The sequence below is a fragment of the Sandarakinorhabdus sp. genome (assembly GCF_032115815.1).
In the GTDB taxonomy this organism is placed as follows: Bacteria; Pseudomonadota; Alphaproteobacteria; order Sphingomonadales; family Sphingomonadaceae; genus Sandarakinorhabdus.
The window spans coordinates 1-25,062 of record NZ_JAUMBI010000149.1; the positions used below are offsets into that span (position 1 = coordinate 1).

23 protein-coding genes and 1 pseudogene are annotated in these 25,062 nt (G+C 65.1%); 13 read left to right on the forward strand and 11 right to left on the reverse strand.

Annotated elements, in window-relative coordinates; translation table 11 throughout:
- The 3 genes from zwf to eda all read left to right on the forward strand — a co-directional run.
- On the forward strand, window positions 1-1,028 hold a 1,028-nt coding region (zwf, locus tag RT662_RS08570), incomplete at its 5' end, for a glucose-6-phosphate dehydrogenase (RefSeq protein WP_313670289.1).
- Window positions 1,021-1,995, forward strand: a complete 975-nt coding sequence (gene glk, locus RT662_RS08575; protein ID WP_313670290.1) for a glucokinase — start codon at window positions 1,021-1,023, stop codon at window positions 1,993-1,995. The genes zwf and glk, both read left to right, overlap by 8 nt.
- Window positions 1,992-2,606, forward strand: a complete 615-nt coding sequence (gene eda / locus RT662_RS08580) for a bifunctional 4-hydroxy-2-oxoglutarate aldolase/2-dehydro-3-deoxy-phosphogluconate aldolase (RefSeq protein WP_313670291.1) — start codon at window positions 1,992-1,994, stop codon at window positions 2,604-2,606. The genes glk and eda overlap by 4 nt, the downstream gene beginning before the upstream one ends.
- Before the next feature lies 1 nt (window position 2,607).
- On the opposite strand, the gene RT662_RS08585 is transcribed toward eda, so the two are convergent.
- On the reverse strand, window positions 2,608-4,089 hold the full coding sequence (locus RT662_RS08585; RefSeq protein WP_313670292.1) for a hypothetical protein: 1,482 nt from the start codon (window positions 4,087-4,089) through the stop codon (window positions 2,608-2,610).
- The gene (locus tag RT662_RS08590; RefSeq protein ID WP_313670293.1) at window positions 4,086-4,835 is read right to left on the reverse strand and encodes an ABC transporter ATP-binding protein; all 750 of its coding nucleotides are present in this window, start codon (window positions 4,833-4,835) and stop codon (window positions 4,086-4,088) included. The genes RT662_RS08585 and RT662_RS08590 overlap by 4 nt, the downstream gene beginning before the upstream one ends.
- A gap of 132 nt (window positions 4,836-4,967) precedes the next feature.
- Here RT662_RS08590 and RT662_RS08595 point away from each other — a divergent pair, with 132 nt between their 5' ends.
- Together RT662_RS08595 and RT662_RS08600 are read left to right on the forward strand one after the other, a co-directional pair.
- Window positions 4,968-6,188: a parallel beta-helix domain-containing protein gene (locus tag RT662_RS08595; protein WP_313670294.1), complete on the forward strand. Its 1,221-nt coding sequence runs from the start codon at window positions 4,968-4,970 to the stop codon at window positions 6,186-6,188.
- The gene (locus RT662_RS08600) at window positions 6,185-7,237 is read left to right on the forward strand and encodes an SO2930 family diheme c-type cytochrome (protein WP_313670295.1); all 1,053 of its coding nucleotides are present in this window, start codon (window positions 6,185-6,187) and stop codon (window positions 7,235-7,237) included. The genes RT662_RS08595 and RT662_RS08600 overlap by 4 nt, the downstream gene beginning before the upstream one ends.
- On the opposite strand, the gene RT662_RS08605 is transcribed toward RT662_RS08600, so the two are convergent.
- Entirely contained in the window at window positions 7,188-8,429 is a 1,242-nt protein-coding gene (locus RT662_RS08605; protein ID WP_313670296.1) for an MFS transporter, read from the reverse strand. The genes RT662_RS08600 and RT662_RS08605 overlap by 50 nt on opposite strands.
- 94 nt (window positions 8,430-8,523) lie before the next feature.
- Between RT662_RS08605 and RT662_RS08610 the strand changes: the two genes are divergently transcribed.
- The 6 genes from RT662_RS08610 to RT662_RS08635 all read left to right on the forward strand — a co-directional run bounded on the left by RT662_RS08610 (window position 8,524) and on the right by RT662_RS08635 (window position 15,844).
- The gene (locus RT662_RS08610) at window positions 8,524-9,069 is read left to right on the forward strand and encodes a J domain-containing protein (RefSeq protein WP_313670297.1); all 546 of its coding nucleotides are present in this window, start codon (window positions 8,524-8,526) and stop codon (window positions 9,067-9,069) included.
- A gap of 75 nt (window positions 9,070-9,144) precedes the next feature.
- A complete protein-coding gene (locus RT662_RS08615) occupies window positions 9,145-10,362 on the forward strand; it encodes a TlpA disulfide reductase family protein (RefSeq protein ID WP_313670298.1) in 1,218 nt (405 codons plus the stop codon).
- Window positions 10,363-10,444: 82 nt separating this feature from the next.
- A complete protein-coding gene (gene rpe / locus RT662_RS08620) occupies window positions 10,445-11,107 on the forward strand; it encodes a ribulose-phosphate 3-epimerase (RefSeq protein WP_313670299.1) in 663 nt (220 codons plus the stop codon).
- Window positions 11,107-12,852: a heparinase II/III family protein gene (locus tag RT662_RS08625; RefSeq protein ID WP_313670300.1), complete on the forward strand. Its 1,746-nt coding sequence runs from the start codon at window positions 11,107-11,109 to the stop codon at window positions 12,850-12,852. Before rpe ends, RT662_RS08625 begins: the two co-directional genes overlap by 1 nt.
- A 56-nt stretch (window positions 12,853-12,908) precedes the next feature.
- Entirely contained in the window at window positions 12,909-14,495 is a 1,587-nt protein-coding gene (gene purH, locus RT662_RS08630; RefSeq protein ID WP_313670301.1) for a bifunctional phosphoribosylaminoimidazolecarboxamide formyltransferase/IMP cyclohydrolase, read from the forward strand.
- 200 nt (window positions 14,496-14,695) lie between these two features.
- Window positions 14,696-15,844, forward strand: a complete 1,149-nt coding sequence (locus RT662_RS08635) for a serine hydrolase domain-containing protein (RefSeq protein ID WP_313670302.1) — start codon at window positions 14,696-14,698, stop codon at window positions 15,842-15,844.
- 2 nt (window positions 15,845-15,846) lie between these two features.
- On the opposite strand, the gene RT662_RS08640 is transcribed toward RT662_RS08635, so the two are convergent.
- From RT662_RS08640 to RT662_RS08675, 8 genes and pseudogenes are all read right to left on the reverse strand, one after another.
- Window positions 15,847-16,299, reverse strand: a complete 453-nt coding sequence (locus RT662_RS08640; protein ID WP_313670303.1) for a hypothetical protein — start codon at window positions 16,297-16,299, stop codon at window positions 15,847-15,849.
- Complete coding sequence (gene hisD / locus RT662_RS08645) at window positions 16,296-17,594, reverse strand: histidinol dehydrogenase (RefSeq protein WP_313670304.1); 1,299 nt, start codon at window positions 17,592-17,594, stop codon at window positions 16,296-16,298. Before hisD ends, RT662_RS08640 begins: the two co-directional genes overlap by 4 nt.
- Window positions 17,578-18,240, reverse strand: a complete 663-nt coding sequence (gene hisG, locus RT662_RS08650) for an ATP phosphoribosyltransferase (protein ID WP_313670305.1) — start codon at window positions 18,238-18,240, stop codon at window positions 17,578-17,580. Before hisG ends, hisD begins: the two co-directional genes overlap by 17 nt.
- Window positions 18,241-18,289: 49 nt before the next feature.
- Window positions 18,290-19,171: pseudogene (gene mmsB / locus RT662_RS08655) on the reverse strand (3-hydroxyisobutyrate dehydrogenase); the annotation flags it as partial.
- Window positions 19,170-19,943: an enoyl-CoA hydratase gene (locus RT662_RS08660; RefSeq protein WP_313670306.1), complete on the reverse strand. Its 774-nt coding sequence runs from the start codon at window positions 19,941-19,943 to the stop codon at window positions 19,170-19,172. The gene RT662_RS08660 and the pseudogene mmsB, both read right to left, overlap by 2 nt.
- 70 nt (window positions 19,944-20,013) lie before the next feature.
- Window positions 20,014-20,310, reverse strand: coding sequence for a cupin (locus tag RT662_RS08665; RefSeq protein ID WP_313670307.1), 297 nt, complete (start codon window positions 20,308-20,310; stop codon window positions 20,014-20,016).
- Window positions 20,311-20,325: 15 nt separating this feature from the next.
- Window positions 20,326-21,822 carry a CoA-acylating methylmalonate-semialdehyde dehydrogenase gene (locus RT662_RS08670; RefSeq protein ID WP_313670308.1) on the reverse strand — a complete coding sequence of 499 codons (1,497 nt, stop codon included), beginning with the start codon at window positions 21,820-21,822 and terminating at the stop codon, window positions 20,326-20,328.
- 48 nt (window positions 21,823-21,870) lie between these two features.
- Window positions 21,871-22,830 carry a cation diffusion facilitator family transporter gene (locus tag RT662_RS08675; RefSeq protein ID WP_313670309.1) on the reverse strand — a complete coding sequence of 320 codons (960 nt, stop codon included), beginning with the start codon at window positions 22,828-22,830 and terminating at the stop codon, window positions 21,871-21,873.
- Between the two features lie 571 nt (window positions 22,831-23,401).
- Between RT662_RS08675 and RT662_RS08680 the strand changes: the two genes are divergently transcribed.
- Window positions 23,402-24,622, forward strand: coding sequence for a hypothetical protein (locus RT662_RS08680; RefSeq protein WP_313670310.1), 1,221 nt, complete (start codon window positions 23,402-23,404; stop codon window positions 24,620-24,622).
- On the forward strand, window positions 24,613-24,954 hold the full coding sequence (locus RT662_RS08685; protein WP_313670311.1) for a hypothetical protein: 342 nt from the start codon (window positions 24,613-24,615) through the stop codon (window positions 24,952-24,954). The genes RT662_RS08680 and RT662_RS08685 overlap by 10 nt, the downstream gene beginning before the upstream one ends.
- The last annotated feature ends 108 nt before the right edge of the window (window positions 24,955-25,062 follow it).

Genomic DNA, 25,062 nt, shown 5'->3' on the forward strand with positions numbered 1-25,062 from the left:
TGGAGAAGCCGCTGAGCCATGATCTGGCCAGCAGCCGGGCCATCAACGACGCTGTGGCCGCCGCCTATCCCGAAAGCCAGATTTTCCGCATCGATCATTATCTGGGCAAGGAAACCGTCCAGAACCTGCTGGCGCTGCGCTTTGGCAACATCCTGTTCGAACCACTGTGGAACGCCACCGGTATCCAGTCCGTCCAGATCAGTGTGGGCGAGACGGTGGGGTTGGAAGGCCGCGGCGATTATTATGACGGCATGGGGGCCCTGCGCGACATGGTGCAGAACCACATGCTGCAATTGCTGGCCTTGGTCGCCATGGAACCGCCGGCGCGGCTCGATCCAGCCGCCGTGCGCGATGAAAAGGTGAAGGTGCTGCGATCGTTGCGGCCGCTCACGGCGAAGGAAGTGGAAAGCCACAGCGTGCGCGGCCAATACGGCGCTGGCGCCATCCTGGGCCAGCCGGTGCCCGGCTATCTGGATGAACTGGGCCGGCCTTCGGACACCGAAACCTTCGTGGCACTGAAGGCCCATGTCGACAATTGGCGCTGGAAGGGCGTGCCCTTCTATCTGCGCACCGGCAAGCGCGCACCGGAACGTGTGAGCGAGATCATCGTGCAGTTCCGCGACGTGCCGCATTCGATGTTCGGCGATGCCGCGCTGAAGGCCAACAAGCTGATCATCTCCATCCAGCCCGACGAGAATATCGGCCTGCAGATGATGGCCAAGGTGCCGGGGCTGGATCGCGATGGGCTGAAACTGCGCGCCGTGCCGCTGGATATCGGCATGACCAATGCCTTTGCCGATGTGCGCCGCCGCATCGCCTATGAACGGCTGATGCTGGATCTGGTCGAAGGCCGGCAGACATTGTTCGTGCGCCGCGACGAGGTGGAAGCGCAGTGGACCTGGATCGACGCCATCCGCGCCGGCTGGGCACAGACCGGCATGAGCGTGAAGCCCTATGCCGCCGGCAACTGGGGCCCGGCCGCCGCCATCGCGCTGACCGAACGGGACGGAGTGAGCTGGCATGACTGAGCTTGTGGCCGCAGACATCGGCGGCACCCACGCCCGTTTCGCGCTGGCCCGGCTGGATGGCGCCGGCAACGTGGTGGCGCTGGACGAACCAGTGGTGATGCGCTGCGCCGAACACGCCTCGTTGCAGATGGCGTGGGAAACATTCGGCACCACGATCGGCCGGAAGTTGCCGCGCGCGGCGGCCCTCGCCGTGGCCGGCCCGGTGGTGGGCGAAGAGCTGAAGCTGACCAACAATCCCTGGGTGATCCGCCCGGCCATGGTGAACGAGAAACTGGGCGTTGATGCCCATGTGTTGGTGAATGATTTCGAAGCGGTGGCCTATGCCGTGGGCGCCTGCGGAGCGGATCAGTTCCAGCATGTCTGCGGGCCGGACGTGCCGTTGCCCGATGTTGGCACCATTTCCGTGCTCGGCCCCGGCACCGGACTGGGCGTTGGCCTGCTGGTCAAGCGCGGCGGCAACGATTGGCAAGTGCTGCCCACCGAAGGCAGCCATGGCGATTTCTCGCCGGTGGACAGCCTCGAGGACGCCATCCTGGCGCATTTCCGCCGCCGCTTCGGCCGGGTTTCGGCTGAACGCGTGGTGTCGGGGCCGGGCCTCGCCGATATCCACGCTGCGCTGGCGACGCTGGAAGACCAGGCCATCCAGCCGATGGACGACAAGACACTGTGGAGCCTCGCCATGAGCGGCGAGGACAGCTTGGCCGCCGCCGCGCTCGATCGCTTCTGCCTGGCGCTGGGGACGTTCGCGGGCAACATTGCACTGGCTCATGGGGCCGGCGGCGTGGTAATTGGTGGTGGGCTGGGCGCTCGCCTTGCCGATCATCTGCCGCGTTCCGGTTTTGCCGGGCGCTTTGCCGCCAAGGGCCGATTTGAAACGCTGATGCGCAGCCTCCCCGTCAAACTGATCACCCATCCGCAGCCCGGCCTGTTCGGTGCTGCCGCCGCCTTTGGCCGGAAGCGGCCATGACGGATATCGATAGCGTGATGAACGCCGCGCCGGTGATCCCGGTGCTGGTGGTGGACGATATCGCCCACGCAAGGCCGCTGGCCGAAGCGCTGGTGGCCGGTGGGCTGCCGGTGCTGGAAGTGACATTGCGCACGCCGGTCGCGCTGGACGTGATCACCGAAATGGCCAAGGTGCCGGGCGCCATCGTTGGTGCCGGCACGGTGATTTCATCGGGCGATCTTGCCGCCGCGCTGGTGGCCGGGGCCCGGTTCGTGGTGTCGCCCGGCATCACGGCGGCGCTGGGATCGGCGGCGCGGACCAGCGGTGTGCCGTTCCTGCCCGGCGTGTCCAGCGCCAGCGATATCATCCGCGCCCAGGAAATGGGCTTCAACCGGCTGAAATTCTTCCCGGCGGTGGCTGCAGGCGGACTGCCGATGCTGCGCGCGCTCGCTGCACCCTTTCGCAACGTGCGCTTCTGCCCCACCGGCGGCATCACGCTTGAAAGCGCATCGGAATGGCTTGCGGAACCAGCCGTCGCCTGTGTCGGCGGCAGCTGGATCGCCAAGCGCGGCGAAACGGATTGGGCCGCGATCGAGGCGCGGGCGCGGGCGGCGGCTGCCCTGCGCGTCTGAATTACGCAGCCGGTTTCGGCCTGAACCACCACACCCCGGCCAGCATCAGCGTCGGCACCGCCAGCGCCGCCAGGGTCCACCAGCTGCCGGCGAGCAGCAGGCGGGTTCCGCCAGCGAGACTGCCCAGCAGCACGAATTCCCCCACCGCCATCAGCAACGAACTGCGATAGCGTTTGCGAAAGGCGCTGCGGCGCCCCGGCGGCTGGGTCCAGGCCTGCATGGCAGCACTGGCGAGGCCAGCCACAAGCGCCATCGGCAGCATCACCGCCACTGCCACCGGTGATTTCGGCAGCACCACGAGCGCCAGAACGGACACCATCAGCAACGGCGGGGTGAGCGCCGCGGCCAGCTTGGCACGGATGGCCACGCCCGGCCGCAAGGGGGCAGCCGCAATCAGATCGGGCGCGTCTTCGGCGCACAGCACCAGCCAGGCCAGCGACGATGACAAGGCGCCGGCCAGGAACACGCCGGCCGCCGCCAGCCGCGCCGGCGTCACCTGGCCATCGGTGAAGATCAACGCCAGGATCGGCACCATGAACACCAGCTGCTGGCCGATCTGCGAAATCAGTTCCGGATCGCGGCCCAGCAATTTCAGTTCCTTGCCAAACAACGCCGCAGTAGCGCTGCCGCCAAAGCGCACCGCCCGGCCACGGCGCGGCACAGGGGGCGCCGCGGTGGGATCGGCCGGCGCTGCCTCCATCCGGCTTGCCGCCAGCCACGCCGAACATTGCGTCGCCACCAGCGCCAGCCCCAGAACGGCAATCAGCGGCAAGGGCTGGCCGAACACCGCCTGCGCCGGCCAATCAAGCGGCGACGGCGGCCGCTGCGAGAAGAAGGCCAGTTGGGCATCGAACCACTTGGGCGCAAAATTGGGCGCCTGGCCCAGCGCAAACACCGACGCCGCCAGGCCAACGCCGGCCACCTGCGCCACCAGCTTGGCCAGCTTGGGGCCAAGCAACCGATCAAGCAGCGTCGCGATGGTCAGCGCCAGCGCGGTCGCCACCAGCGCCACGGCCACCACCACCAGCGGGCCGGCCACCCAGGTGACATGGCCAAAGGCCGCGGAGAACAGGAAGAAGGGCGCGGTGAGCAGCAGGAATGGCAGCGCCACCACGGCCTGCACGCCCGCCACCCGGGCCGCCACCACCCGCGCCACGGGGAGCGGCGCGGTGAGCAGCAATTCCAGTTCGCCGCGATCCCGGCTCAGCCGCAGCACATGGGCATAGGCGGAACTGACCATCACCAACACCATGCCCAGCAGCACCGCGCCGACCGAGCCGAGCGCGGCCAGCGGCAGATCTGCGCCGCCCCGCACCCGCCAGGCCATGGCCGCACCGCCGATGATCGGCAGCAGCGCCAGCAGCAGCATGGCGATGATGCGGCCCCAGCGGCCTTCGCGGCCGCGCGCCTTCACCCGCACATCGTGCAGCACCAGCCACGGCAGGCTGCCCGGCGCAGGTGATACTTGGGCCAGTGCAATCATGCTGGCATGTCTTCCTGCGCCAGTTCCAGGAACAATTGTTCCAGCGTGGTGCCTTCGGCGCGGCCGACCGAAAGCTCGGCCATGGTGCCTTCGGCCACCAGCTTGCCGGCGCGGATGATGCCGATGCGCTGGGCAATGCGTTCCGCCACTTCAAGGATGTGCGTCGTCAGGATCACGGTGCCGCCCGCCGCCACCTGTTCAAGCAAGATGTCCTTCACCGAACGCGCCGCGGCCGCATCGAGCCCGGTCAATGGTTCATCAAGGATCAGCAGGCGCGGCTCGTGGATGAGCGCGCCAGCCAGCGCCAGTTTCTGCTTCATGCCGCGCGAAAAGCCCTCGCAGCGGCTGTCCCGCTTGTCCCACAGGGTCAGGCGCTTCAGCAGCGCTTCGGCGCGCGGTTCGGCATCGGCAGCCGGCACGTTCCACAGGCCGGCGATGAAGGCCAGATACTCGATCGGGGTCAGCTTGTCGTACAGCAGCGGCTCATCCGGCAGCCAGGCGATCAGGCGCTTGGCGGCAATCGGATCGGCCAGCGCGTCGACCCCGAAGACGCTGATCTCGCCCGCGTCGGGGCGGGCAAGGCCGGTGACCATGCGGAGCGTGGTCGTCTTGCCGGCACCATTGGGGCCGAGCAGCGCATAAATCTGCCCGGCGGGCACGACAAGATCGAGGCCGTTGACGGCCAGAAAGCCATCAAAGGCCTTGGTCAGGCCATGGATTTGCAGGGCAGGAATCAGAGCGTGCATGGGCGTATCGATAACAAACCCCCGCCGCCAATGCGATAAATGGGCGTTAACCGGACGAATTCAGGGGTTGAGTGGCACGGCAGAAGGGCGGAAAGTCAGGCCCAACAACGATAACCGGGGAAGGATCTTCACATGCGCATGGCGCTTCTGATTGCAGCATTGCTGGGCGGCTCCAGCCTTGCGCAGGCCAAGATGATCCATGTCGGGCCCGGCGACAACGCGCAGGAGAAGTTGCAGACCGCACTGATCGAAGCCCAGCCCGGCGACACGGTGCATATCGCTGCCGGGCGTTATGCGCTGGCCGATGGCCTGTCATTGGATGTCGATGGCGTCACCGTGAAGGGCGACGGGCCGGACAAGACGATCCTTGATTTCACCGCGCAGAAAGTCGCTGGCGAGGGCCTGTTGATCACGTCGGACAATGTCGTGCTGCGCGATCTGGGCATCGAAAATCCCGCCGGCAACGGGGTGAAATCCAAGGGCAGTGACGGCATCGCGCTGGTCAACCTGCGGGTGGAATGGACCGGCGGGCCGAAATCCACCAACGGCGCCTATGGCCTGTATCCGGTGTCCTCGAAGAACGTGCTGATCGATCGCAGCGTGGTGAAGGGCGCGTCTGATGCCGGCATTTATGTGGGCCAGTCGCAGAACATCATCGTGCGGAACAGCCGCGCCGAAATGAATGTGGCCGGCATCGAGATCGAGAACAGCTATGACGCCGATGTGGTGGGCAACACGGCCACCAACAATGCCGGCGGCATATTGGTGTTCGATCTGCCCGATCTGCCGCAGCAGGGCGGCCGCAACGTGAAGCTGACGAACAACCAGGTGATCGACAATAACCATGTCAACTTTGCCGCGCCCGGCAATATCGTGGCGGGCGTGCCGTCGGGCACCGGCATCATGGTGATGGCCAACGCCAACGTGATGGTGACGGGCAATCATGTCATGGGCAACAACGGCAGCGCCGTGATGGTCGTCGCCTATACGCAGGCCTTCACCGACAAGGCCTACAACCCGCTGCCGCGCGCCGTCTCCATTGCCGACAATCACTTCATGAACAATGGCAAATCGCCCAGCTTTGCCGGCGGCAAGGAAATTGCCGCGGCTGTGGGTGGCACGCTGCCGCCGGTGATGTGGGATGGCATCACCCGCTACAACGTGCCGGGCGGTGGCGGCGAGAAGGTGGCCGAGGGCGGCATCGCCAGCGACGCGCCGGGCATCACCCTGAACCTTGGCCTGCAAGGCACGCCGCCGGCCCAGGCCAAGCCGGGTCCATTGGCACCGACCAAGCTGGCCGCTGATCGCGCGCCGATCGTGCTGCCGGCCGCCCTGGAGGCGCGCGCCAAGTGAGACGAATCTGGGCTGCGCTGCTGTTGCTGGGGGCGGCGCCTGCGCCCGGCGTGCGTAGCGATCTGTTGTTGGCCACCGACGCCCCTCGCCTGGCCGATTATGGCCTGTTCAACGCCGCTGGCCAGCCTGCACCGGGGGTGCAGCCTTACACGCTGAACACGCCGTTGTTTTCGGATCATGCCGAGAAATTCCGCTTTGCCTGGCTGCCGCCTGGCACCAAGGCCGACTATCGCGCGTCGGGCGCGCTGGCGTTTCCGGTCGGCACGGTGCTGGTCAAGCGCTTCGCCTTCCCGGCCGATCTGCGCCAGCCGACGAAGGCTATGCGCCCCATCGAGACGCGCCTGCTGATCCACCGTCCGGCCGGCTGGGTGGCACTGAGCTATGTCGAACAGGACGGCGGCGCGGTGCTGAAGCGCGCCGGCGTGAAGGTGCCGGTGCAGTTCATCGACAAGGCAGGCCGCGCCCAGGCCATCGATTATGCCGTGCCCAACCAGAACCAGTGCAAGACTTGCCACCAGGACGGGGAAGCGATCACGCCGATTGGTCCGACGGCGGGCAATCTCAACGGCGGCCTGTCTGGCCAAGGCGCGAACCAGTTGATGGCCTGGGCCGCATCAGGCCGGCTGGCCGGGCTGCCCGCCGGTGGCTGGCCAAGGCTGGCAAAGTGGGATGATGCGGCCGAGCCGCTCGACGCCCGCGCCCGCGCCTATCTCGCCGTCAACTGCGGCCACTGCCACAGCCGGGGCGGCTTTGCCTCCAACTCGGGCCTCTATCTGGTGCCCGAGGAAACCACCCCGGCGCATCTGGGCGTGCTGAAACGCCCAGTCGCCGCCGGTCGCGGTTCGGGCGGGCATGAATTCTCTATCCTGCCCGGCCAGCCCGACAAATCCATCCTGCTGCACCGCATGATCGCATCCGAACCCGGCATCATGATGCCCCAGTTCGGTCGCGCGCTGGCGCATGATGACGGCGTGGCGCTGATCCGCCAGTGGATTGCGTCTATGTCCGTTCCAACCGGTGCAGCGCCGGCAGCAGCAGCAACACCGTAAGCCCGGACAGCATCAGCACCAGTGGCACGCCCAGCCCGGCCGCCACGGCCGCGCCAGCCCCCAGCACGGCAGCGACCTGAAACAGGCTGTTGATGATGTTGTTGGCCGCAATGGCGCTGGCCCTGGTGCCGGCGTCGCCCGCGGTTTGCAGCACGGCATAGAGCGGCACCGAAAACACCCCGCCGGCCAGCGCCAGAACGGTGAGATCGATCAACACGCGCCAGCCGGCGAAGGCAGAAAAGAAACTGGCGACATCTTTCGGCGCCGCACCCACCGCGCCGATGGCGAACCACAGATCGATGCCGGCCAGCGCCATCACCAGCCCGGCAGCCCCGCACAGGCGGGTCGACACCCGCCCCTTCAGCCAGCGCCCCACCGCGACCGAGCCCGCTGCAATCCCCACCGAAAAGGCAACGAGAAAAAGCGTGGCGACACTTTCGCTGCCGCCCATGTCGTTCTTGGCCAGCGGCACGAACTGGCTGGTGTAAACCGCCCCCAGCGCCCAGAACCAGCTGATCGCCAATGTCGCGATCAGCAGCCGGCGATTGGCAAAGGCGTGGCCCAGCGCGGCGCGGCTGCTCGACAGCGGATTCCAGTTGAGGTGCGTCCCCGGTTCGGGCGGGGCTGGCGGAATCAGCCGCGCCGTCAGCCAACCCAGGCCCGCGATGGCCACTGCAATCGGCCCCACCGCCTGTGTCGCCAGGAGGCCGCCGGCGACCTGGCCGAGCAGGATGGCCACGAACGTCGCGCCTTCGACCAGGCCGGTGCCGCCGAGAAGCTCCGTTTCACGCAGATGCTGGGGCAGGATGGCATATTTGACCGGGCCGAACAGCGTGGAATGACAGCCCATCAGGAACACCACGGCCAGCGCCATCGGCAGCGAACCCAAGGCCAGCGCGGCCCAGCCCAAGGCCATGAAGGCGATCTCGCTCAATTTCACCAGCCGGCAGATGGCCGCCTTGTCGCGCGCGTCGGCCACCGAGCCGGCGATGCCAGAGAACAGGAAATAGGGCAGGATGAACAGACCAGCGGCGGTGGAGGCCAGCAGCGCCGCCTGCTTCGGATCGGTTGCCGCCACGTCATAGGCAACGATGAACACCAGCGCGGTACGAAACAGATTGTCGTTGAAGGCGCCCAGGAACTGGGTGGCAAACAGGGGGCCAAAGCGCCGCGTGGTCAACAGGGCCAACATCTGGCACGAGCCATGCCCGTTTGTGCCGCAGCCGTCCAGACTCGCAACGGCGGCCCGCATGGCATAGAAGGGGCGATTGAGGAGACGCGGGCACGTGCCAAAACAGCGGCGCAACGATGATTGGGGCTTTCCGCGCTGGCGGGATTATGGGGCGGAACGCGCCGCCGCCACCGTGCGCCTGTGCGATCGCGACGGTTGCACCAACGTGGGTGACCGCCCGGCCCCCAAGGCGCCGAACAGCCCGGAACGGTGGATGTTCTGCCAGGAACATGCCGCCGAATATAACGCTGGCTGGGATTATTTCCGCGGCCTGACACCGGAAGAGGCCGCCGCCCGCGCCACCTCGGAAGACCGGCAGCGTAATTATCGCCGTGCCAGCCACTGGGAATGGGGCGGCGAAGGCGATGGCAGCCGCAGCCGGGCCGAACTGGACGCGCTGAAGGTGCTGGGGCTGGAGGCCGACGCCAGCGCCGATGCCGTCAAGGCTGCGTGGCGTACGGCGGCCAAGGCCAGCCACCCCGACATGGCCGGCACCAGCCCCGAGGCGGCCGAGCGCTTTCGCGCCATACAGGCGGCATGGGCGGTGCTGCAGGCCGCAGATGTGGCGCGCGCGCAAGCAGCCGAACGCGATGCCCGTTAGAAAGCCCAGCTTTGGCAAGGACAAGAGAAGCCGGGGTTGAGCAAAACCGGCCAACACTGTTTTAGGGGGATCATGATGGCAAAATTTCGCACCCTGTTCGCCGCCGGCGTGATCGCCGGCCTTACTGCAGCCCCTGCACTTGCGGCCGGCCTTTATGGCCAATGGCGTGTCAGCTTTGATGCCCACCCCGGTGGGCCGCTGCCGTTCACGCTGGATGTGCGCGAAGGCAAGACCGGCCCACAGGCGTGGCTGGTCAACGCGCCGGAACGGCTGAAGGTCGAACAGGTGCAAGTGACGGGGGACAGCATCACGCTGATCTTCCCCAGCTACAACAGCAAGCTGGAGCTGAAGGCCGCCGGCAACGACAAGTTGTCCGGCACCGCCACCGTGCTGCGCGCCACCGGCACAGTCACGCTCGCCGCCCGGGCCCAGCGCGGCAGCTGGCGCTTCACGCCGACGGCGGTAAAGCCGGCCGGCAATGTGACGGGCCGCTGGAACCTCACCTATGGCGACAACAAGGTGAAGGGCCTGGTGCTGCTGAAGCAGGTCGGTTCCCAGGTTTCGGGCACGGTGCAGCTGCCAACGGGCGACATGCGCTATCTGTCGGGCGAACTGAACGGTACCCAGTTAAAGCTTTCCACCTTCGACGGCAGCTTCACCAATTTGTGGACCGGCACGCTGGTGGGTGACACGCTGAAGGGCGCCCAGTTTGCCGCCACCAGCCGGCCGACCGGCAATGCGTGGGAGGCGAAGAAGGAACGCCAAGCGACGATGAATGCCGTGCTGGTCGAAGCACCGGGCGGCGAGCGGCTGTCGTTCCGCCTGCCGACCCCGGAAGGCCAGATGATCAGCCTCAATGACGCCCGCTACAAGGGCAAGGTGGTGGTGATCACGCTGGGCGGCGCCTGGTGCCCCAACTGCCACGACGAAGCCATTTTCATGGGCCCCTACGCCGCGCGCCGGCAGAAGGAAGGCCTGGAAATGATCGGCCTGCAGTTCGAATATGGCACCGACCAGGCCCGTGCGATGCGGCAGATCACCAGCTTCAAGAACCGCTACAAGCTGCCCTACCCGATGGTCTATGGCGGCCAGCCCAATGCCGAGGATACCAAGAAGGTGCTGGGCGATCTGGCCCCGGTGAAGGTGTGGCCGAGCACCATCTTCATCGGCCGCGACGGCCGGGTGAAGGAAGTGCACGTGGGCTGGGCTGGGCCGGCGACGGGCGCGCTGAGCGAGAAGGTGAAGCGCGAATTCGACGAGACGGTGACCAAGCTGCTTCGCGCCAAGGCGTAAGCGCGATCAATCCACAGAAGCCTGCGGTCATGCGCCGGTGCGCCCCCTACCACGGGTGCGCCGGCCCTGCTAAGCACGGGGCATGAGCCCGCCCGTCCGCATTGCCCCGTCGATCCTTTCGGCTGATTTCGCGCGACTGGGCGAGGAAGTGCGCGCCATCAGCGCCGCCGGGGCGGACTGGATTCATGTCGACGTGATGGACGGGCATTTCGTGCCCAACATCACCATCGGCCCCGCCGTGGTGAAGGCGCTGCGCCCGCACAGCGACCTGCCGTTCGACGTGCATCTGATGATCAGCCCGGTCGATCTGTACCTCGAAGCCTTTGCCGAGGCCGGCGCCGATATCCTGACCGTCCACCCTGAATCCGGCCCGCACCTGCACCGCACCATCCAGCGCATCAAGGCCCTGGGCAAGAAGGCCGGCGTGTCGCTCAATCCGGCCAGCCCGGTGGAACTGGTCGCCGAAGTGCTGGGCGATATCGACCTCATCCTGGTGATGAGCGTCAACCCCGGTTTCGGCGGGCAGAGCTTCATCACCAGCCAGTTGAAGAAGATCGAGCGGCTGCGGCGGATGATCGACGACAGCGGGCGCCCGATCCATCTGGAAGTGGATGGCGGCGTGGACGCCGCCAACGCCGCCACCGTGGTCGCCGCCGGTGCCGACGTCCTGGTCGCCGGCACCGCCAGCTTCAAGGGCGGCGCGGCGCATTATGCCGCCAATATCGCGGCCTTGAAGGGGCATTGATGGCAAAGCCGCCCCCTCAACCTGACCTGGAAGATGAGGACGGCAGCCTGCGCCGTGGCAGCGGTGATCGCGGCCTGTCGCTGACGGAAAAACTGGCCCAGGGGCTGACAAGCCGGCTCTATGCGACGCCGCTGCATCGCTTTCGCCTGCGCGGCCGGTTCCCGCTGAAACTGCTGGCGGCACCGGCCGATCCGGTGCCCGGCGACCCTCATATCGGTGAACGCATCCTCGCCGGCCGGCTGATCCACGCTGGCCACACGGCAATGACGCGGGACATCACGTTCCGCGAATTCGGTCCACCGCCGGAGTGGCTGGAATGGGCGCATGGCTGGGAATGGCTGCGCGATCTGGCGATCCTGCCCGATCGTGATGCGGCGCGGCGCGCGGCGGAAAATCTGGTCGAACGCTGGCTGGCCAGCATGGGCGAATATGATGCGCTGGGCTGGCGCGCCGATCTGGCCGGCACCCGTCTGCTGATGGCGCTGGGCCATGCGCCACTGATCCTGTCGTCCTCCAACCAGATCTATCGTTCTGCCGTGCTGTCGGCGATGGCGACCTGGGCCCGCCACCTTGATCGCGCCGCCCGCCGCGGCACCGAGGGCCTGGCGCAGGCCAAGGCGCTGTGCGGGCTCTATGCCGCCGGCACGTTGATCCCCGGCGGCGAGCTGCGCGCCAGTGCGGCGCTGGCCGGATTGAACCAGTTGCTGCCGGCGCTGGTGTTGCCCGATGGCGGCATCGCCAGCCGCGCGCCGGTGGATGCGCTGGCTTTGGCTGATCTGTTGATCTTCACCGCCGGCGCACCGGAAGCGCTGGGCAACCGCGCGCCGCCGGTGTTTGCCGACACGCTGGCCCGGCTGGCACCGGCCTTGCGCGGGCTCATGCTGGGTGATGGCCAGATCGGCGCCTGGCATGGCGGGGCGGTGATCGGTGCCGATGCGCTTGACCGACTGTCGCGCAAGGCGGCAACCGGCACCGAGATTCGCCGCGGTGGCCGCTGGAGCGGCTATCACCGGCTTTCGGCTGGGCGCAGCGTGGTGGTGATCGATGCCGGGCCACCGCCATCGGCGCGCCTGTCCAATAGCGGCCACGCCGGAACCCTCGCCTTCGAGATGAGCGACGGGCCCGACCGTCTGATCACCAATTGCGGCGGCGTGCGCGGCCTGGAAGCCCCTTTGGCGCCGGCGCTGGCGTCAGGCCTGTCCACCACCGCCGCTCATTCGACCCTGGTGATTGCCGATACCAACTCTACCCGCATCCGCGATGATGGCACGCTGGCTGCCGGGGTGGAGGAAGTGACGCTGGCCCTGCGCAGCAGTGCCGAAGGCCAACTGATCGAGACCAGCCACAATGGCTATGCCAAGCGCTTCGGCATGCTGGTGCGCCGCCGCCTGTTCCTTACCGCCGATGGCACCGAACTGGCGGGTGAGGATCTGATCGAAGCTGCCCCCGCCGGCCTGCTGCGCCGCCGGGCCGAGCGCAATTTCGATGTGCGCTTTCACCTTGGCCCCGGCGTTTCGGCCACGCCCACCGCCGATGGCATGGGCGCCTTGCTGAAGACGCCTTCGGGTCGCATCTGGGCGTTCAAGGTACGGCTGGAAAGCGGCGCTGGCCGGCTGGCCATCGAACCATCAGTGTGGGTGGATGGGGCCGGCAGTATCCAGCGCACCCAGCAGCTGGTGGTGTCCGGCGGCACCCAGAAAATGGCCGCCGATGTGCACTGGAGCCTGAAGCGGGCTGGCAAATAGCGGCTTGAGGCGCTAGGCGGGCGCGCAATCGTCCATCGCTCCGGAAAGCCGCCCTCATGACCGATCTCGTTCCCATCCGCCGCGCCCTGCTCTCCGTGTCCGACAAGGCCGGGCTGGAGCCGCTGGCTGCCGCGCTGGTGGCGCGCGGTGTGGAGCTGGTGTCCACCGGTGGCACGGCGACGGCACTGCGCGCCATGGGACACGCGGTGAAGGATGTCGCCGAACTCACCGGCAGCCCGGAAATGATGGACGGCCGCGTGAAGACGCTGCACCCGCGCGTGCACGGCGGCCTGCTGGCGCTGCGCGACAACCCCGAACATGTGCAGGCGATGGCCGACAATGGCATCGGCGCCATCGATCTGGCGGTGATCAACCTCTACCCGTTCGCCGCCACCGTCGCCAAGGGCGCGCCCCGCGATGAGATCATCGAGAATATCGACATCGGCGGCCCGGCGATGGTGCGGTCGTCGGCCAAGAACCATGATTTCGTCTCCATCCTGACCAGCCCGGACCAGTATGACGATTTCATCGCCGCGCTGGACGCGCACGACGGCGCCACCCCGCTGGCTCTGCGCCGCAAGCTGGCGGCCGCCGCGTTCGCCCACACCGCCGCCTATGATTCTGCGGTTGCCAGCTGGTTTGCCTTTGCCGATCAAGGCGAGATGTTCCCGGCCGTGCTGCCGGTGGCGCTGACCCGCAAGGAAACGCTGCGTTATGGCGAGAACCCGCACCAGCAGGCCGCACTCTACCTGCCGCAGGGCAAGACCTATGGCCTCGCCGCCGCACGCCAGGTGCAGGGCAAGGAACTGAGCTACAACAACCTCAACGATGCCGATGGCGCGCTCGATCTGATCGCCGAATGGCGCGATGCCGGCCCGACCTGCGCCATCATCAAGCACGCCAATCCGTGCGGCGTCGCCACGGGCACCACGCTGGCCGACGCTTATGAAAAGGCGTTCCAGTGCGACCCGGTCTCCGCCTTTGGCGGCATCATCGCCGTCAACCAACCGTTGGATGGCCCGACCGCCGAAGCCATCACCGGCATCTTCACCGAAGTGGTGATCGCGCCTGGTGCCGATGACGACGCGCTGAAGATCTTTGCGGGCAAGAAGAATTTGCGCCTGCTGATCGCCGATCTGCCCGATCCGCGCCGGCCGGGCCTGATGCTCAAGCCGATTTCGGGTGGAATGCTGGTGCAGAGCCGCGATAATGGCGCGGTGCTGCGCGCCGGCTGCCAGGTGGTGACGCAACGTGCGCCGACCGACGCCGAATGGGCCGACCTGATGTTTGCCTGGACCGTGGCGCGGCACGTCAAGTCCAACGCCATCGTCTATGCCAATGGCGGCGCCACCGCAGGCGTTGGTGCCGGCCAGATGAGCCGGCTCGATTCCACCCGCATTGCTGCAAGGAAGGCCATTGATGCGGCCGAAGCAGCCGGCTGGCCGCAGCCGCGCACCATCGGTTCCTGCGTCGCCTCCGATGCCTTCTTCCCCTTCGCCGATGGCCTGATCGCGGCGGCAGAAGCCGGCGCCACCGCCATCATCCAGCCCGGGGGCTCCATCCGCGACAAGGACGTGATCGCTGCGGCTGATGAGCGCGGGCTGGCGATGGTGTTCACCGGGATGCGCCACTTCCGGCATTGAGACCGTCGGGGCCTGGGCCTGTCCTACAGCGGCAAAGCCTGTCATCATGGCCCTGTCCCTGGCTGTGAGCGACGCAAGCCCGCCGCGACATTGGCCAGCGAAAAATCCCTGAATCGGATACGATTCGTCCAATCTGTCAAAAGCGGAAGGGGCCGGGGCCGGGCAAATTGCCTAAGCATTGCGGTGAAGGAGAGCCTCTCATGCTCGAACGGATCAAGACTGCACTGGAAACCACGCTGGCCGCCGCCAACATCCCCGGCGCCGTGGCCGTCGTCGGCAACAGCAGCGGCACGCTGGCGGAAGTGGCGGTGGGCACCAAGGGGCCGGGCGGTCCGCCATTGAGCCAGAATGACCTGTTTCAGATCGCATCGATGACCAAGGCAATCGCCAGCGTCGCTGCCATGCAGCTGGTGGAGCAGGGCCGGCTGGGCCTGGATGACGATATCGGCAAATTGCTACCGCAGCTCGCCAGCCCCGAAGTGTTGGAAGGCTTTGATGACGAGGGCAAGCCCGTCACCCGCCCCGCCGCTGGACCAATTACTCTCAGGCAACTGCTCACCCACACGTCGGGTTTCGGTTATGAATTCATGTCGGCCGAACTGACCCAATATCGCCAGCACAACCCGGCCGCACCCGGCAGCCTGGCCAGCCTGAAGGCGCCGCTACTGGCTGATCCCGGCACGCAGTGGATCTATGGCATCTCCACCGATTGGGTGGGGCTGGCGGTGGAAGCCGCATCGGGCATGAAACTGGGCGACTGGCTGGTCCGGCATGTGACCGGGCCTCTGCGCATGAACGACACGACATTCGCGTTCGACGATGCGGTAAAGGCGCGGCTGACCCCGCTGCACGTGCGGACACCGGATGGCAATCTGATGCCCTTCCCGGTGCATTTCGGCGGGGGCGACAAGGCCGAGTTTCAGGGCGCCGGCGGTGGCCTGATCTCCACCGCGCGCGATTATCTGCACTTTTGCCGGATGTTCCTGAACCGGGGCCAGTTGAACGGTGCCCGCATCCTGCGCCCCGAAACCGTCACCGACATGGCCAGCAACCAGGTGACCATGCCGGCCGGCCGGATGACCAGCAACCTGCCCGGCTTCTCCAGCGATTTCGATCTGTTCCCGATGATGGATTGCGGGTGGGGCCTGGGCTTCCTGATCAACCCGGAACCCGGACCGGATGGCCGCGCTGCAGGCTCGCTGGCCTGGGCCGGCATCGCCAACAGCTATTACTGGATCGATCCCGAATCCGATATCGCCGCCGTGTTGTGCATGCAGCATCTGCCCTTTGGCGAACCGGCCACGGTGGAAGTGCTGCGGGCGTTCGAACGCGCGGTTTACGGCAAATAGGCTCAGGCCAGCAGCAGCACCAACGGGACCGCCGTGCCAGCCACCAGCATCAACACGGCCGTACGCCGCGTCGCGCGGCTGTTCAGCGCAATGGCGGCGCCCAGCAAGGCGGACAGGGCAAGCGCCGCTGCCAACACCGCAATGAAGATCTTCATCGGCAGCGCTGCGCGCTTGCGGGCCGCCCGCTCGGCCTCCTTGACCGGATCAACTGGCGCTTTAGCTTTAGCGACCGGCGGCTGTTTCGACGGTTCGGCGTGCGGCACCGTCTGATCGATATGCACGCTGCCCATCCACGCCATCCACGCCGGCGGCGGCGCCCCATCCCAGCCGCTGGCCTGTTGCAGCCGGAAGGCCTGCAGCCCGCCGCTGATGGCAAAGAACAGGATCGCTGGCAGAAAGAACACGCCGATATAAAGATGAAGCTGGCGGATGCGCCGCATTGTTTGAGCGTTCATTTTCCGGTCTCCAGTCGCAGCCTGATTGACGCAGCGTGGGCAGCCAAGCCTTCCACATCCGCAATGGCAGCGCCGGCCGGGCCGATGGCGGCCAAGCCGCGCGGGCCGCAATCGAGGAAGGTGGTGCGCTTCATGAAGTCCACCACCGACAGGCCGGACGCAAAGCGCGCACGGCGCCCGGTGGGCAGCACGTGGTTGGGCCCGGCGAGATAATCGCCCGCCGCTTCCGGCGTGTGACGGCCCAGGAACACCGAACCGGCGTGGCGCATGCGGCTGAACAGCCAATCGGGATCATCCACCATCAATTCGGCGTGCTCAGGAGCCAGCGCGTCGAGCAACGGCAGGCAGACGGCGAGATCGGGCACCAGGATGATTGCGCCGAAATCACGCCAGGAGGCGCCGGCCACGGCGGCCGTGGGCAGGGTTTCAAGCTGGCGGGCCACATCGGCTTCCACGGCATCGGCTTCGGCCGGCGAGGTGGTGATCAGGATGGATTGTGCCACCGGATCATGTTCAGCTTGGGCCAGCAGGTCAGCCGCGATCCAATCCGGGTTGGACTTGCCGTCGGACACGATCACCACTTCGGATGGTCCGGCCACCATGTCGATGCCGACCATGCCGTACAGCTGGCGTTTGGCTTCGGCGACAAAGGCATTGCCGGGGCCGGTGATCACGTCGACCCGCGGGATATGTGCGGTGCCAAAGGCCAGGGCCGCCACCGCCTGCGCGCCGCCGATACGGAACACACGGCTCACACCGGCCACGCGCGCCGCGGCCAGCACCAGCGGGTTAACCAGGCCATCGGGGGTGGGAGTCACCATGATCAGATCACGCACGCCGGCGACCACGGCGGGAATGGCGTTCATCAGCACCGATGAGGGATAGGCGGCACGCCCACCCGGCACATAAAGGCCGGCGGCATCAACCGGAGACCAGCGCACACCGGTGCGCACGCCAGCATCGTCCACCGCATCGTTGCCCTGCGGCTTCTGGCGTTCGTGGAAGGCGCGGATGCGGGCGGCGGCAAGATCGAGCGCAGCGCGGAGCTCCGGCGTGAGGCCGGCCAGCGCAGCATCGAGATCGGCGCCGGGAATTTCCCAGCCTTGAGCGTCGAGATCAACCCGATCGAACCGGGCGGTGAGTTCAGCCACGGCCGCATCGCCACGTGCCTTCACAGCGGCGATGATGCCGGCCACGGTGGCCGATACATCGGCGGCATCATCGCGCTTGGCGTCAACCAACGCGGCAAAAGCCGCGGCAAAGCCGACGTCTCTCGCGTCAAGTCGCTGCGGCATCGGACTTTTCCGTGAGTTCCCGCATGGCATCGATGATCGCGACGACGCGGCTGTCTGTCTTGAAGGCGGCGCGGTTGGCGATCAGGCGGCTGGTGATATGGGCGATCACCTCCACCTCCTTCAGGCCGTTTTCGGCCAGCGTCTTGCCGGTGGAGACCAGATCGACAATGCGGCTCGACAGACCAACCAGCGGCGCCAGCTCCATCGCGCCGTTGAGCTTGATCACCTCGGCCTGCAGGCCGCGCGCCGCGAAGTGCCGGCGGGTGAGGCCGGGATATTTGGTCGCCACCCGCACGTGCGAAAGGCGCGACAAATCGGGATCAAGCGCTGCCGGCTGCGCCACGCTGAGCCGGCAATGACCTATACCCAGATCAACCGGCGCGTAGATTTCGGAAAAATCGAACTCCATCAGCACATCGTTGCCGGCAATGCCCAGCTGCGCCGCACCAAAGGCCACGAAGGTCGCCACATCAAAGCTGCGCACGCGGATCACCCGCACATCATCGCGCGACGTCGCAAAGGTCAGCTTGCGGCTGTTCTCATCGGTGAAATCCGCTTCCGGCACGATACCGATGCGCGCCAGCAGCGGCAGCGCTTCCTTGAGGATGCGGCCCTTGGGCAGGGCGATGATCAACGGTGACGTCATGATGCGGCGCGGCATAGCGCGGATGGCGGCGAAATGCCAACGCGGCAGATCAGCCGCGCAGCAGCCGGATGATACCGGAGAAATCCGTGCCCGAGCCACCGTTGTTGACCAATAACTGGTAAAGCGCTTCGGCTTGCGCCCCCATCGGCACGCTGGCACCCGATCCTTGCGCGGCGGCCATGGCCAGCTTCAGATCCTTGAGCATCAGGGCCGCCGCGAAACCGCCCTGGTAGTCGCGGTTGGACGGCGCGGTGGGCACCGGGCCGGGGACGGGGCAATAGGCGGTCATGGACCAAGATTGCCCGCTGGCCTTCGACGAAATGTCGAAGAAGGTCTGCGCCTCCAGCCCGAGCTTCTCAGCCAGCACGAAGGCTTCGGCGGTGGCGATCATGGTGGCGCCAAGGATCATGTTGTTGCAGATCTTGGCGGCCTGGCCCATTCCCGGTCCGCCGGCATGGATGACGGCCTTGCCCATCTGGGCCAGGATCGGCTGCGCCTGCGCAAAGGCGGCATCAGGCCCGCCCACCATGAAGGTGAGCGTGCCGCCATCGGCCGCCGCCGTGCCGCCCGACACTGGCGCATCAACCATCGCCAGCCCCTTTTGGGCGGCGGCCTCGCCCATGGCCTTGGCGGTGGCGACATCGATGGTTGAACAATCGATCAACACGGCGTGCGGCTGGGCCGCGGCGAACAATTCGCCTTCATAGGCGGCGCGCACGTGGCTTCCGGCCGGCAGCATGGTGATGATGGCGTCGGCCCCGCCGGCCGCATCAGCGGCGCTGCTGGCCGCTGTCGCACCGCCGGCCACGACCCGGGCCAGCGCTTCGGCTGACAGGTCAAACGCCCAGACCTCATGGCCGGCCTTCACCAGATTGAGGGCCATGCCCCCACCCATGTTGCCGACCCCGATGAAGGCGATGATGGCCATGTTACTGCCCCGTCCAGTTGCCGGGGCGTTTCTCGACGAAGGCGGCCATGCCTTCCTTCTGGTCGGCGCTGCCGAACAGGCCATGGAACAGCCGGCGTTCGAAGCGGACGCCTTCTTTCAGGCTCATCTCGAAAGCGGCGTCAATTTCTTCCTTCACCGCGATGCTAGCCAGCGGCGCCATGCCGGCGATAGTTTCGGCGAGCTTCAGCGCTTCGTCGAGCAGCGTCTCGGTCGGCACAACGCGCGCCACCAGGCCGGAGCGTTCGGCTTCGGCGGCGTCCATCATGCGCCCGGTGAGGCACATTTCCATGGCCTTGGCCTTGCCGATGGCGCGCACCAGCCGCTGCGAGCCACCCATGCCCGGTGTCACGCCCAGCTTGATTTCGGGCTGGCCGAACTTGGCGTTCTCCGCCGCAATGATGATGTCCGCCATCATCGCCAGTTCGCAGCCGCCGCCCAGCGCAAAGCCCGAAACCGCCGCGATCCACGGCTTGCGGGTGGCGGTGACATGATCATAGCCGGCAAAAAAATTGCCGCCGTACATCTGGGCGAACGATTGCCCGCTCATTTCCTTGATGTCGGCGCCGGCGGCAAAGGCCTTCTCGCCGCCGGTGATCACCAGGCAGCGCTGCGACGGGTCAGCGTCATAGGCGGCAAAGGCGGCGATCAGATCGGCGAGCACCTGGGAGTTCAGCGCATTCAGCGCCTGCGGGCGATTGAGTCGCACCAGCGTGACGGCGCCGTGAGTTTCCAGGAGGATGGTTTCAAAGTTCATGTCGCGTCCTTTGCGGCGGCATAATCGTCGGCACCCAGGAAGTGCAGCGAGACATAGGGTTCGTCGCCCATCACCCAGCTGTCGTGGCCGGGCGGCAGTAGAAGATGTCGCCGGCCTTCATCTCGATGATGCGGCCATCATCCATGGCGGCTGTGGCGCAGCCGGAAATCACCATGCCGACATGTTCGACATGGCAGGAGGTCGCCCCGCTGGCCGCGCCCACATCATCCTTCCAGCACCAGCCCGGCTGATAAGTGGCGCGGCCGATGGTCATGCCGCCCAGCCGCACGATTTCGAAGCGGCCCTTGGCGAATTCACGCACTTCATCGGGTGATTCAAAGCGTTTCAGGATGACATCGGTGTCCATGATTACCCCCAAGTCTCACCCCATTGTCGGGATGACGAAGGCCGAGCCGCCGTCCATGCCGCCATCCGGCCAGCGCCCCGTCACCGTCTTGCGCTTGGTCCAGAACTGCACGCCTTCCATGCCGTGCTGGCCGATGTCGCCAAAAGCGCTGCGTTTCCAGCCGCCAAAGCTGTGATAGGCGACCGGCACCGGGATCGGCACGTTGACGCCGACCATCCCCACATTCACCCGCGCCGCGAACTCCCGCGCCGCATGGCCGTTGCGGGTGAAGATGGCGACGCCGTTGCCATATTGATGCTGGCTGGGGAGTTTGAGTGCCGCCTCAAAATCGGGCGCGCGCATGATCTGCAGAACGGGGCCGAAGATTTCCTCGCGATAGCTTTGCATGTGCGGCTGCACATGATCAAAGAGCGTCGGCCCGACGAAGAAGCCGCCTTCATGGCCTTGCAGGGAAAAGCCGCGGCCATCCACCACCAGCTCGGCGCCTTCATCGACACCCATCTGGATATAGGATTCGATCCGCGCCTTATGAGCGGCGGTGACGACCGGACCATAATCGGCCTCCGGATCAGTGCTGATACCGATGCGCAGCTTGCCGATCGCCGGCAGCAATTTGGCGCGCAGCGCGTTGGCGGTGTCTTCCCCCACCGGCACCACCACCGGCAGCGCCATGCAGCGTTCGCCGGCCGAGCCAAAGGCGGCGCCGGCCAGATCGCGCACCACCTGATCCAGATCGGCGTCCGGCATGACGATGGCATGGTTCTTCGCACCGCCCATGGCCTGCACCCGCTTGCCGCGCGCGCAGCCTTCGCTGTGGATATACTCGGCCACGTCAGACGAGCCGACAAAGCTGATCGCGGCGATGTCGGGATGGGCGATGATGGCGTCGACCATTTCCTTGTCGCCATTGACGACGCTGAAAATGCCCTCGGGCAGGCCGGCATCGCGGAAAATGTCGCCCAGCAGGTGCGGCAAGGTGGGATCGCGTTCCGACGGCTTCAGGATGAAGGCGTTACCGGTGGCGATGGCGACGCCGGCCATCCACATCGGGATCATCGCCGGGAAATTGAACGGGGTGATGCCGGCGCCGATGCCGATCGGCTGGCGGAAGGCCCAGATGTCGATACCCGGCCCGGCGCCGTGGGTAAACTCGCCCTTCAGCACATGTGGGATGCCGCAGCAGAACTCGATCACCTCCAGCCCACGCTGAATGTCGCCACGCGAATCGGCCAGCACCTTGCCGTGCTCGGAACTGAGCACGCGGGCCAGTTCATCCATGCGGGCTTCGACCAGTTCCTTGAACTTGAACATCACCCGGGCGCGGCGCTGCGGGTTGGTGGCGGCCCAGGCCGGTTGCGCGGCGCGGGCGGCAGCGACGGCCTGTTCCAGCACGTCGGCTCCGGCGAGGCGGACTTCCGCCTGCACCTGGCCTGAGTTGGGATCATACACCGGGCTGGTGCGGCTGCCGGCAGCCACGGGCGATCCGGCGATGTGATGGTCGATGATGCGCATGAAAGGTTTCCTACTCCGACCAGCAGACCGGTTCCACCCACAGTTGCATCAGTGCTGGTGGTCGCCGCCGCAGCCTTCGGGCAGCGCCTGCCGGCAATGATCGGCGCCGGTTTCAACCTGCAGCGTAGCATGGCCGATGGAAAAACGGTGGTGGAGCGCGTGGGCGATATTGGCCAACGCCTCGTCACCCGGATGTCCGGCCGGCATCACCAGATGCGCGGTCAGCACCGCGCCGGTGGTGCCCTGCGGCCAGATGTGGAGATCATGCACCGCCGCCACGCCGTCCAGCCCCGTGAGCCAGTCGTTGACAGCGGCCGGTTCGATACCCGGCGGAACCGCGTCCAGCGCCAGCGCCAGCGACTCGGTGAGCAGGCCCCAAGTGCCGCGCAGGATGACGGCCGCCACAGTCAGGCCCAGCACCGGATCGATCCAGGTCCAGCCGGTCTGGCTGATCAGCAGTCCGCCCAGTACCACCACCGCCGACACGCCGGCATCGGCCAGCATGTGCAAATAGGCGCCGCGCACGTTCACATCGCCCTTGCGACCGCGCATGAACAGCAGCGCTGTACCGGTGTTGATGGCAACCCCCACCGCCGCCACCAGCATCACGATATTGCCGGCAACCGGCAGCGGATCGATCAGACGGTGCACCGATTCAAAGATGATTCCGCCACACGCCGCCACCAGAATCAGTGCATTTGCCAGGGCCGCAAGGATGGGCGAGCGCTGAAGGCCCCAGGTGAAGCGCGCGCTGGGCGCACGCCTAGCGAGTGTGAGGCCACCCCAGGCGATCAGCAGCCCCGCAACATCCGACAGATTGTGCCCGGCATCAGCGAGCAGCGCCATCGAATCGACCCACAGGCCTGCCGCCGTCTCGATCCCGACATAGGTGAGATTGAGCACCACCCCGATGGCAAAGGCCCGGCCGAAATCCGGCGGCGCATGGCTGTGGCCGTGGCCATGATGATCATGGCCGCCCAGCGGATGGCTGTGGGCGTGGCTGTGCATGGCGGCTTTATGGGTCGCGGGGCGAGGCGCCGCAATGAAAAAGGCGGCCCAGGCGGACCGCCTTTTCAAGCAACGACTGGAGCGGGTGAAGAGATTCGAACTATCGACTTCAACCTTGGCAAAAGTCAGATCGATGTATTGTGTTGATATATCAATGGGTTATATCGGTGTATTTAATCCGAACACGATCCGAAGATGGCAATCTGCTTTGCTCAACCCATTCAGATTATAGAGATATAGCTGTCTTACAGGGTTTGCGAATGTTGGGGTGGATAAACCGTATGTCCAGCATCGATATGGGCTTATCGAGGACATTTTGGCTCATTTACAGTCCACTGCCATGACCCTGGTAGGCTCATAGCCATTCGATCCTGGACCCCTTATTGGGATCAGCCATGCGCATGATTGGCTTGCTTGGCGGGATGAGATGTCCGGGCTGAGATGCGGCGTTGGCGCCGTTCCGCTGGCTCGCAAATGCTCATTGGAAAGCATCTCAAACTAGCGGAAAATGTAACAAAGTTAGACGCATTTGATGTGGACATAACGCAAAGGGAACTATTATCCACTGTTCATGATCGTTGCAAAGTTTGGGCGCCAAATCGCAGCCGCACTGCTGATCTCGGCAACTGATCCGCTTGGAATAATCACCTCGCCTGCGCTGGCGCAGCAGCAGGCACGAACTGTCGTTGTAACCGGGCTCGGGAAGGACACTCGCTCGGCGCTACAGAACGCAGCCGAGAACGCACTAACTCAGGTTACCGGCACGTTCGTTCGCAGCGACACGACGATTGAACGGACTAGCGAGATCCGAGGCGCCATCCGCAGCGAGACCCGGCGGATCGACAGCAAAATGAGCGAATATGCTCAGGGAACTATATCATCCATCAAGATCTTAAATGCCACGCAGGAAGGACCAATCACTCGTGTCGAGGCTCAGGTGTCGGTACGTCTTAGCGAGCTAAAGGCATTCCTTGAGGCTATCGACGTGGATACAAGCACTGTCGGCGCAGAGGTGGCGATCAACGCATCATTGTACCAAAAGCGGACAAACTCTTCTCAAGACATATTCTTGGACGCCATTATCCGTCCAATAGCTACAGGTACAGCAGTACGATACAAAATAGGAACGCCTTTCAGCATAAAAGACGTCCCTAAAGGTACCGATTCATTTCTTACTGAGATACGACAGCAACTTCCCTCAAGAACAGTCGCTATACCTATAACTGTTACGATTGACAGCGCTCACATTTCAAATTCTTTAGAGGCGCTTAATGCCATCGGATCTGTCATTGATTGCGATAAGTACCCATCTGGACGGATATCATTATTTCTAGCAAATACTAGCTCACGGGATCCTAAATGTTATGAGGTAAATGATATCGAATATGAAAAATTAGCAGATCCTAGTAAGCTTTCAAATCGCAACCTGTTACTGAAATTAATAGACCAGAGACACAATATTGGCTCAGAGGCTTATTATTTTTACTATAACAGTGATAGCAGAAAATTAGAAATTAACTTCAAAAATGACGCAGGGGCAGTAATATATTCGTTCTCTGTTGCAAGCTGCATAGATTACCCTGTGCCCTCAAATTTAGAATTTGCGGTGAGTAGTGACCGACATGGCGGGAACTGCTTTATACCTTTCGGTAGAGTGTCCGAACTTGGAGGCTATCCAATAGCTGGCGCAGTTCCTCGACTGCTTTATGTTTTAATTGATGGCACTGCACCTTGGTTTGCTCAAACGTCATCTATAACCGTGAGCTTGAAAGGAATACAGCCATGGAAATGACCGGTCGATTTCTGATTTTTGTAGCTCTCTCATGCTCACTTCACTCGGCTGCTTCAGCTGCAGGTTGCGCTAACTACCCCTATACGAACGGCATGAACATTGAGAACGTGGCAGGGGGCGTGAAGATTCTGTCTACCGCCTCTGTGTCAGTAGACTTCGATGATGTGGACTCAATCAACGATGCCCGCCGTGAAGCCACGCTTACAGCGAAGACTGAGATCAGGAAGTTCTTCTCTGAAATGGTTCGGACGGAAGAGAGCATTACCCGTGCCATCCAGGTCACCAAATCCATGCAGGGTGAAAGCAAGTCCGTACTGCGGGAAGTGACCTGACCCCCTGATTTCATCCAGCGGGGATTAGAGCCGGGCGGTTGTTGTTGCGCATAGGCGCGGGTGAAGCAATGGCCTGTGGAGCGGAGCCCGAAGGGCGCAGCGGAGCAG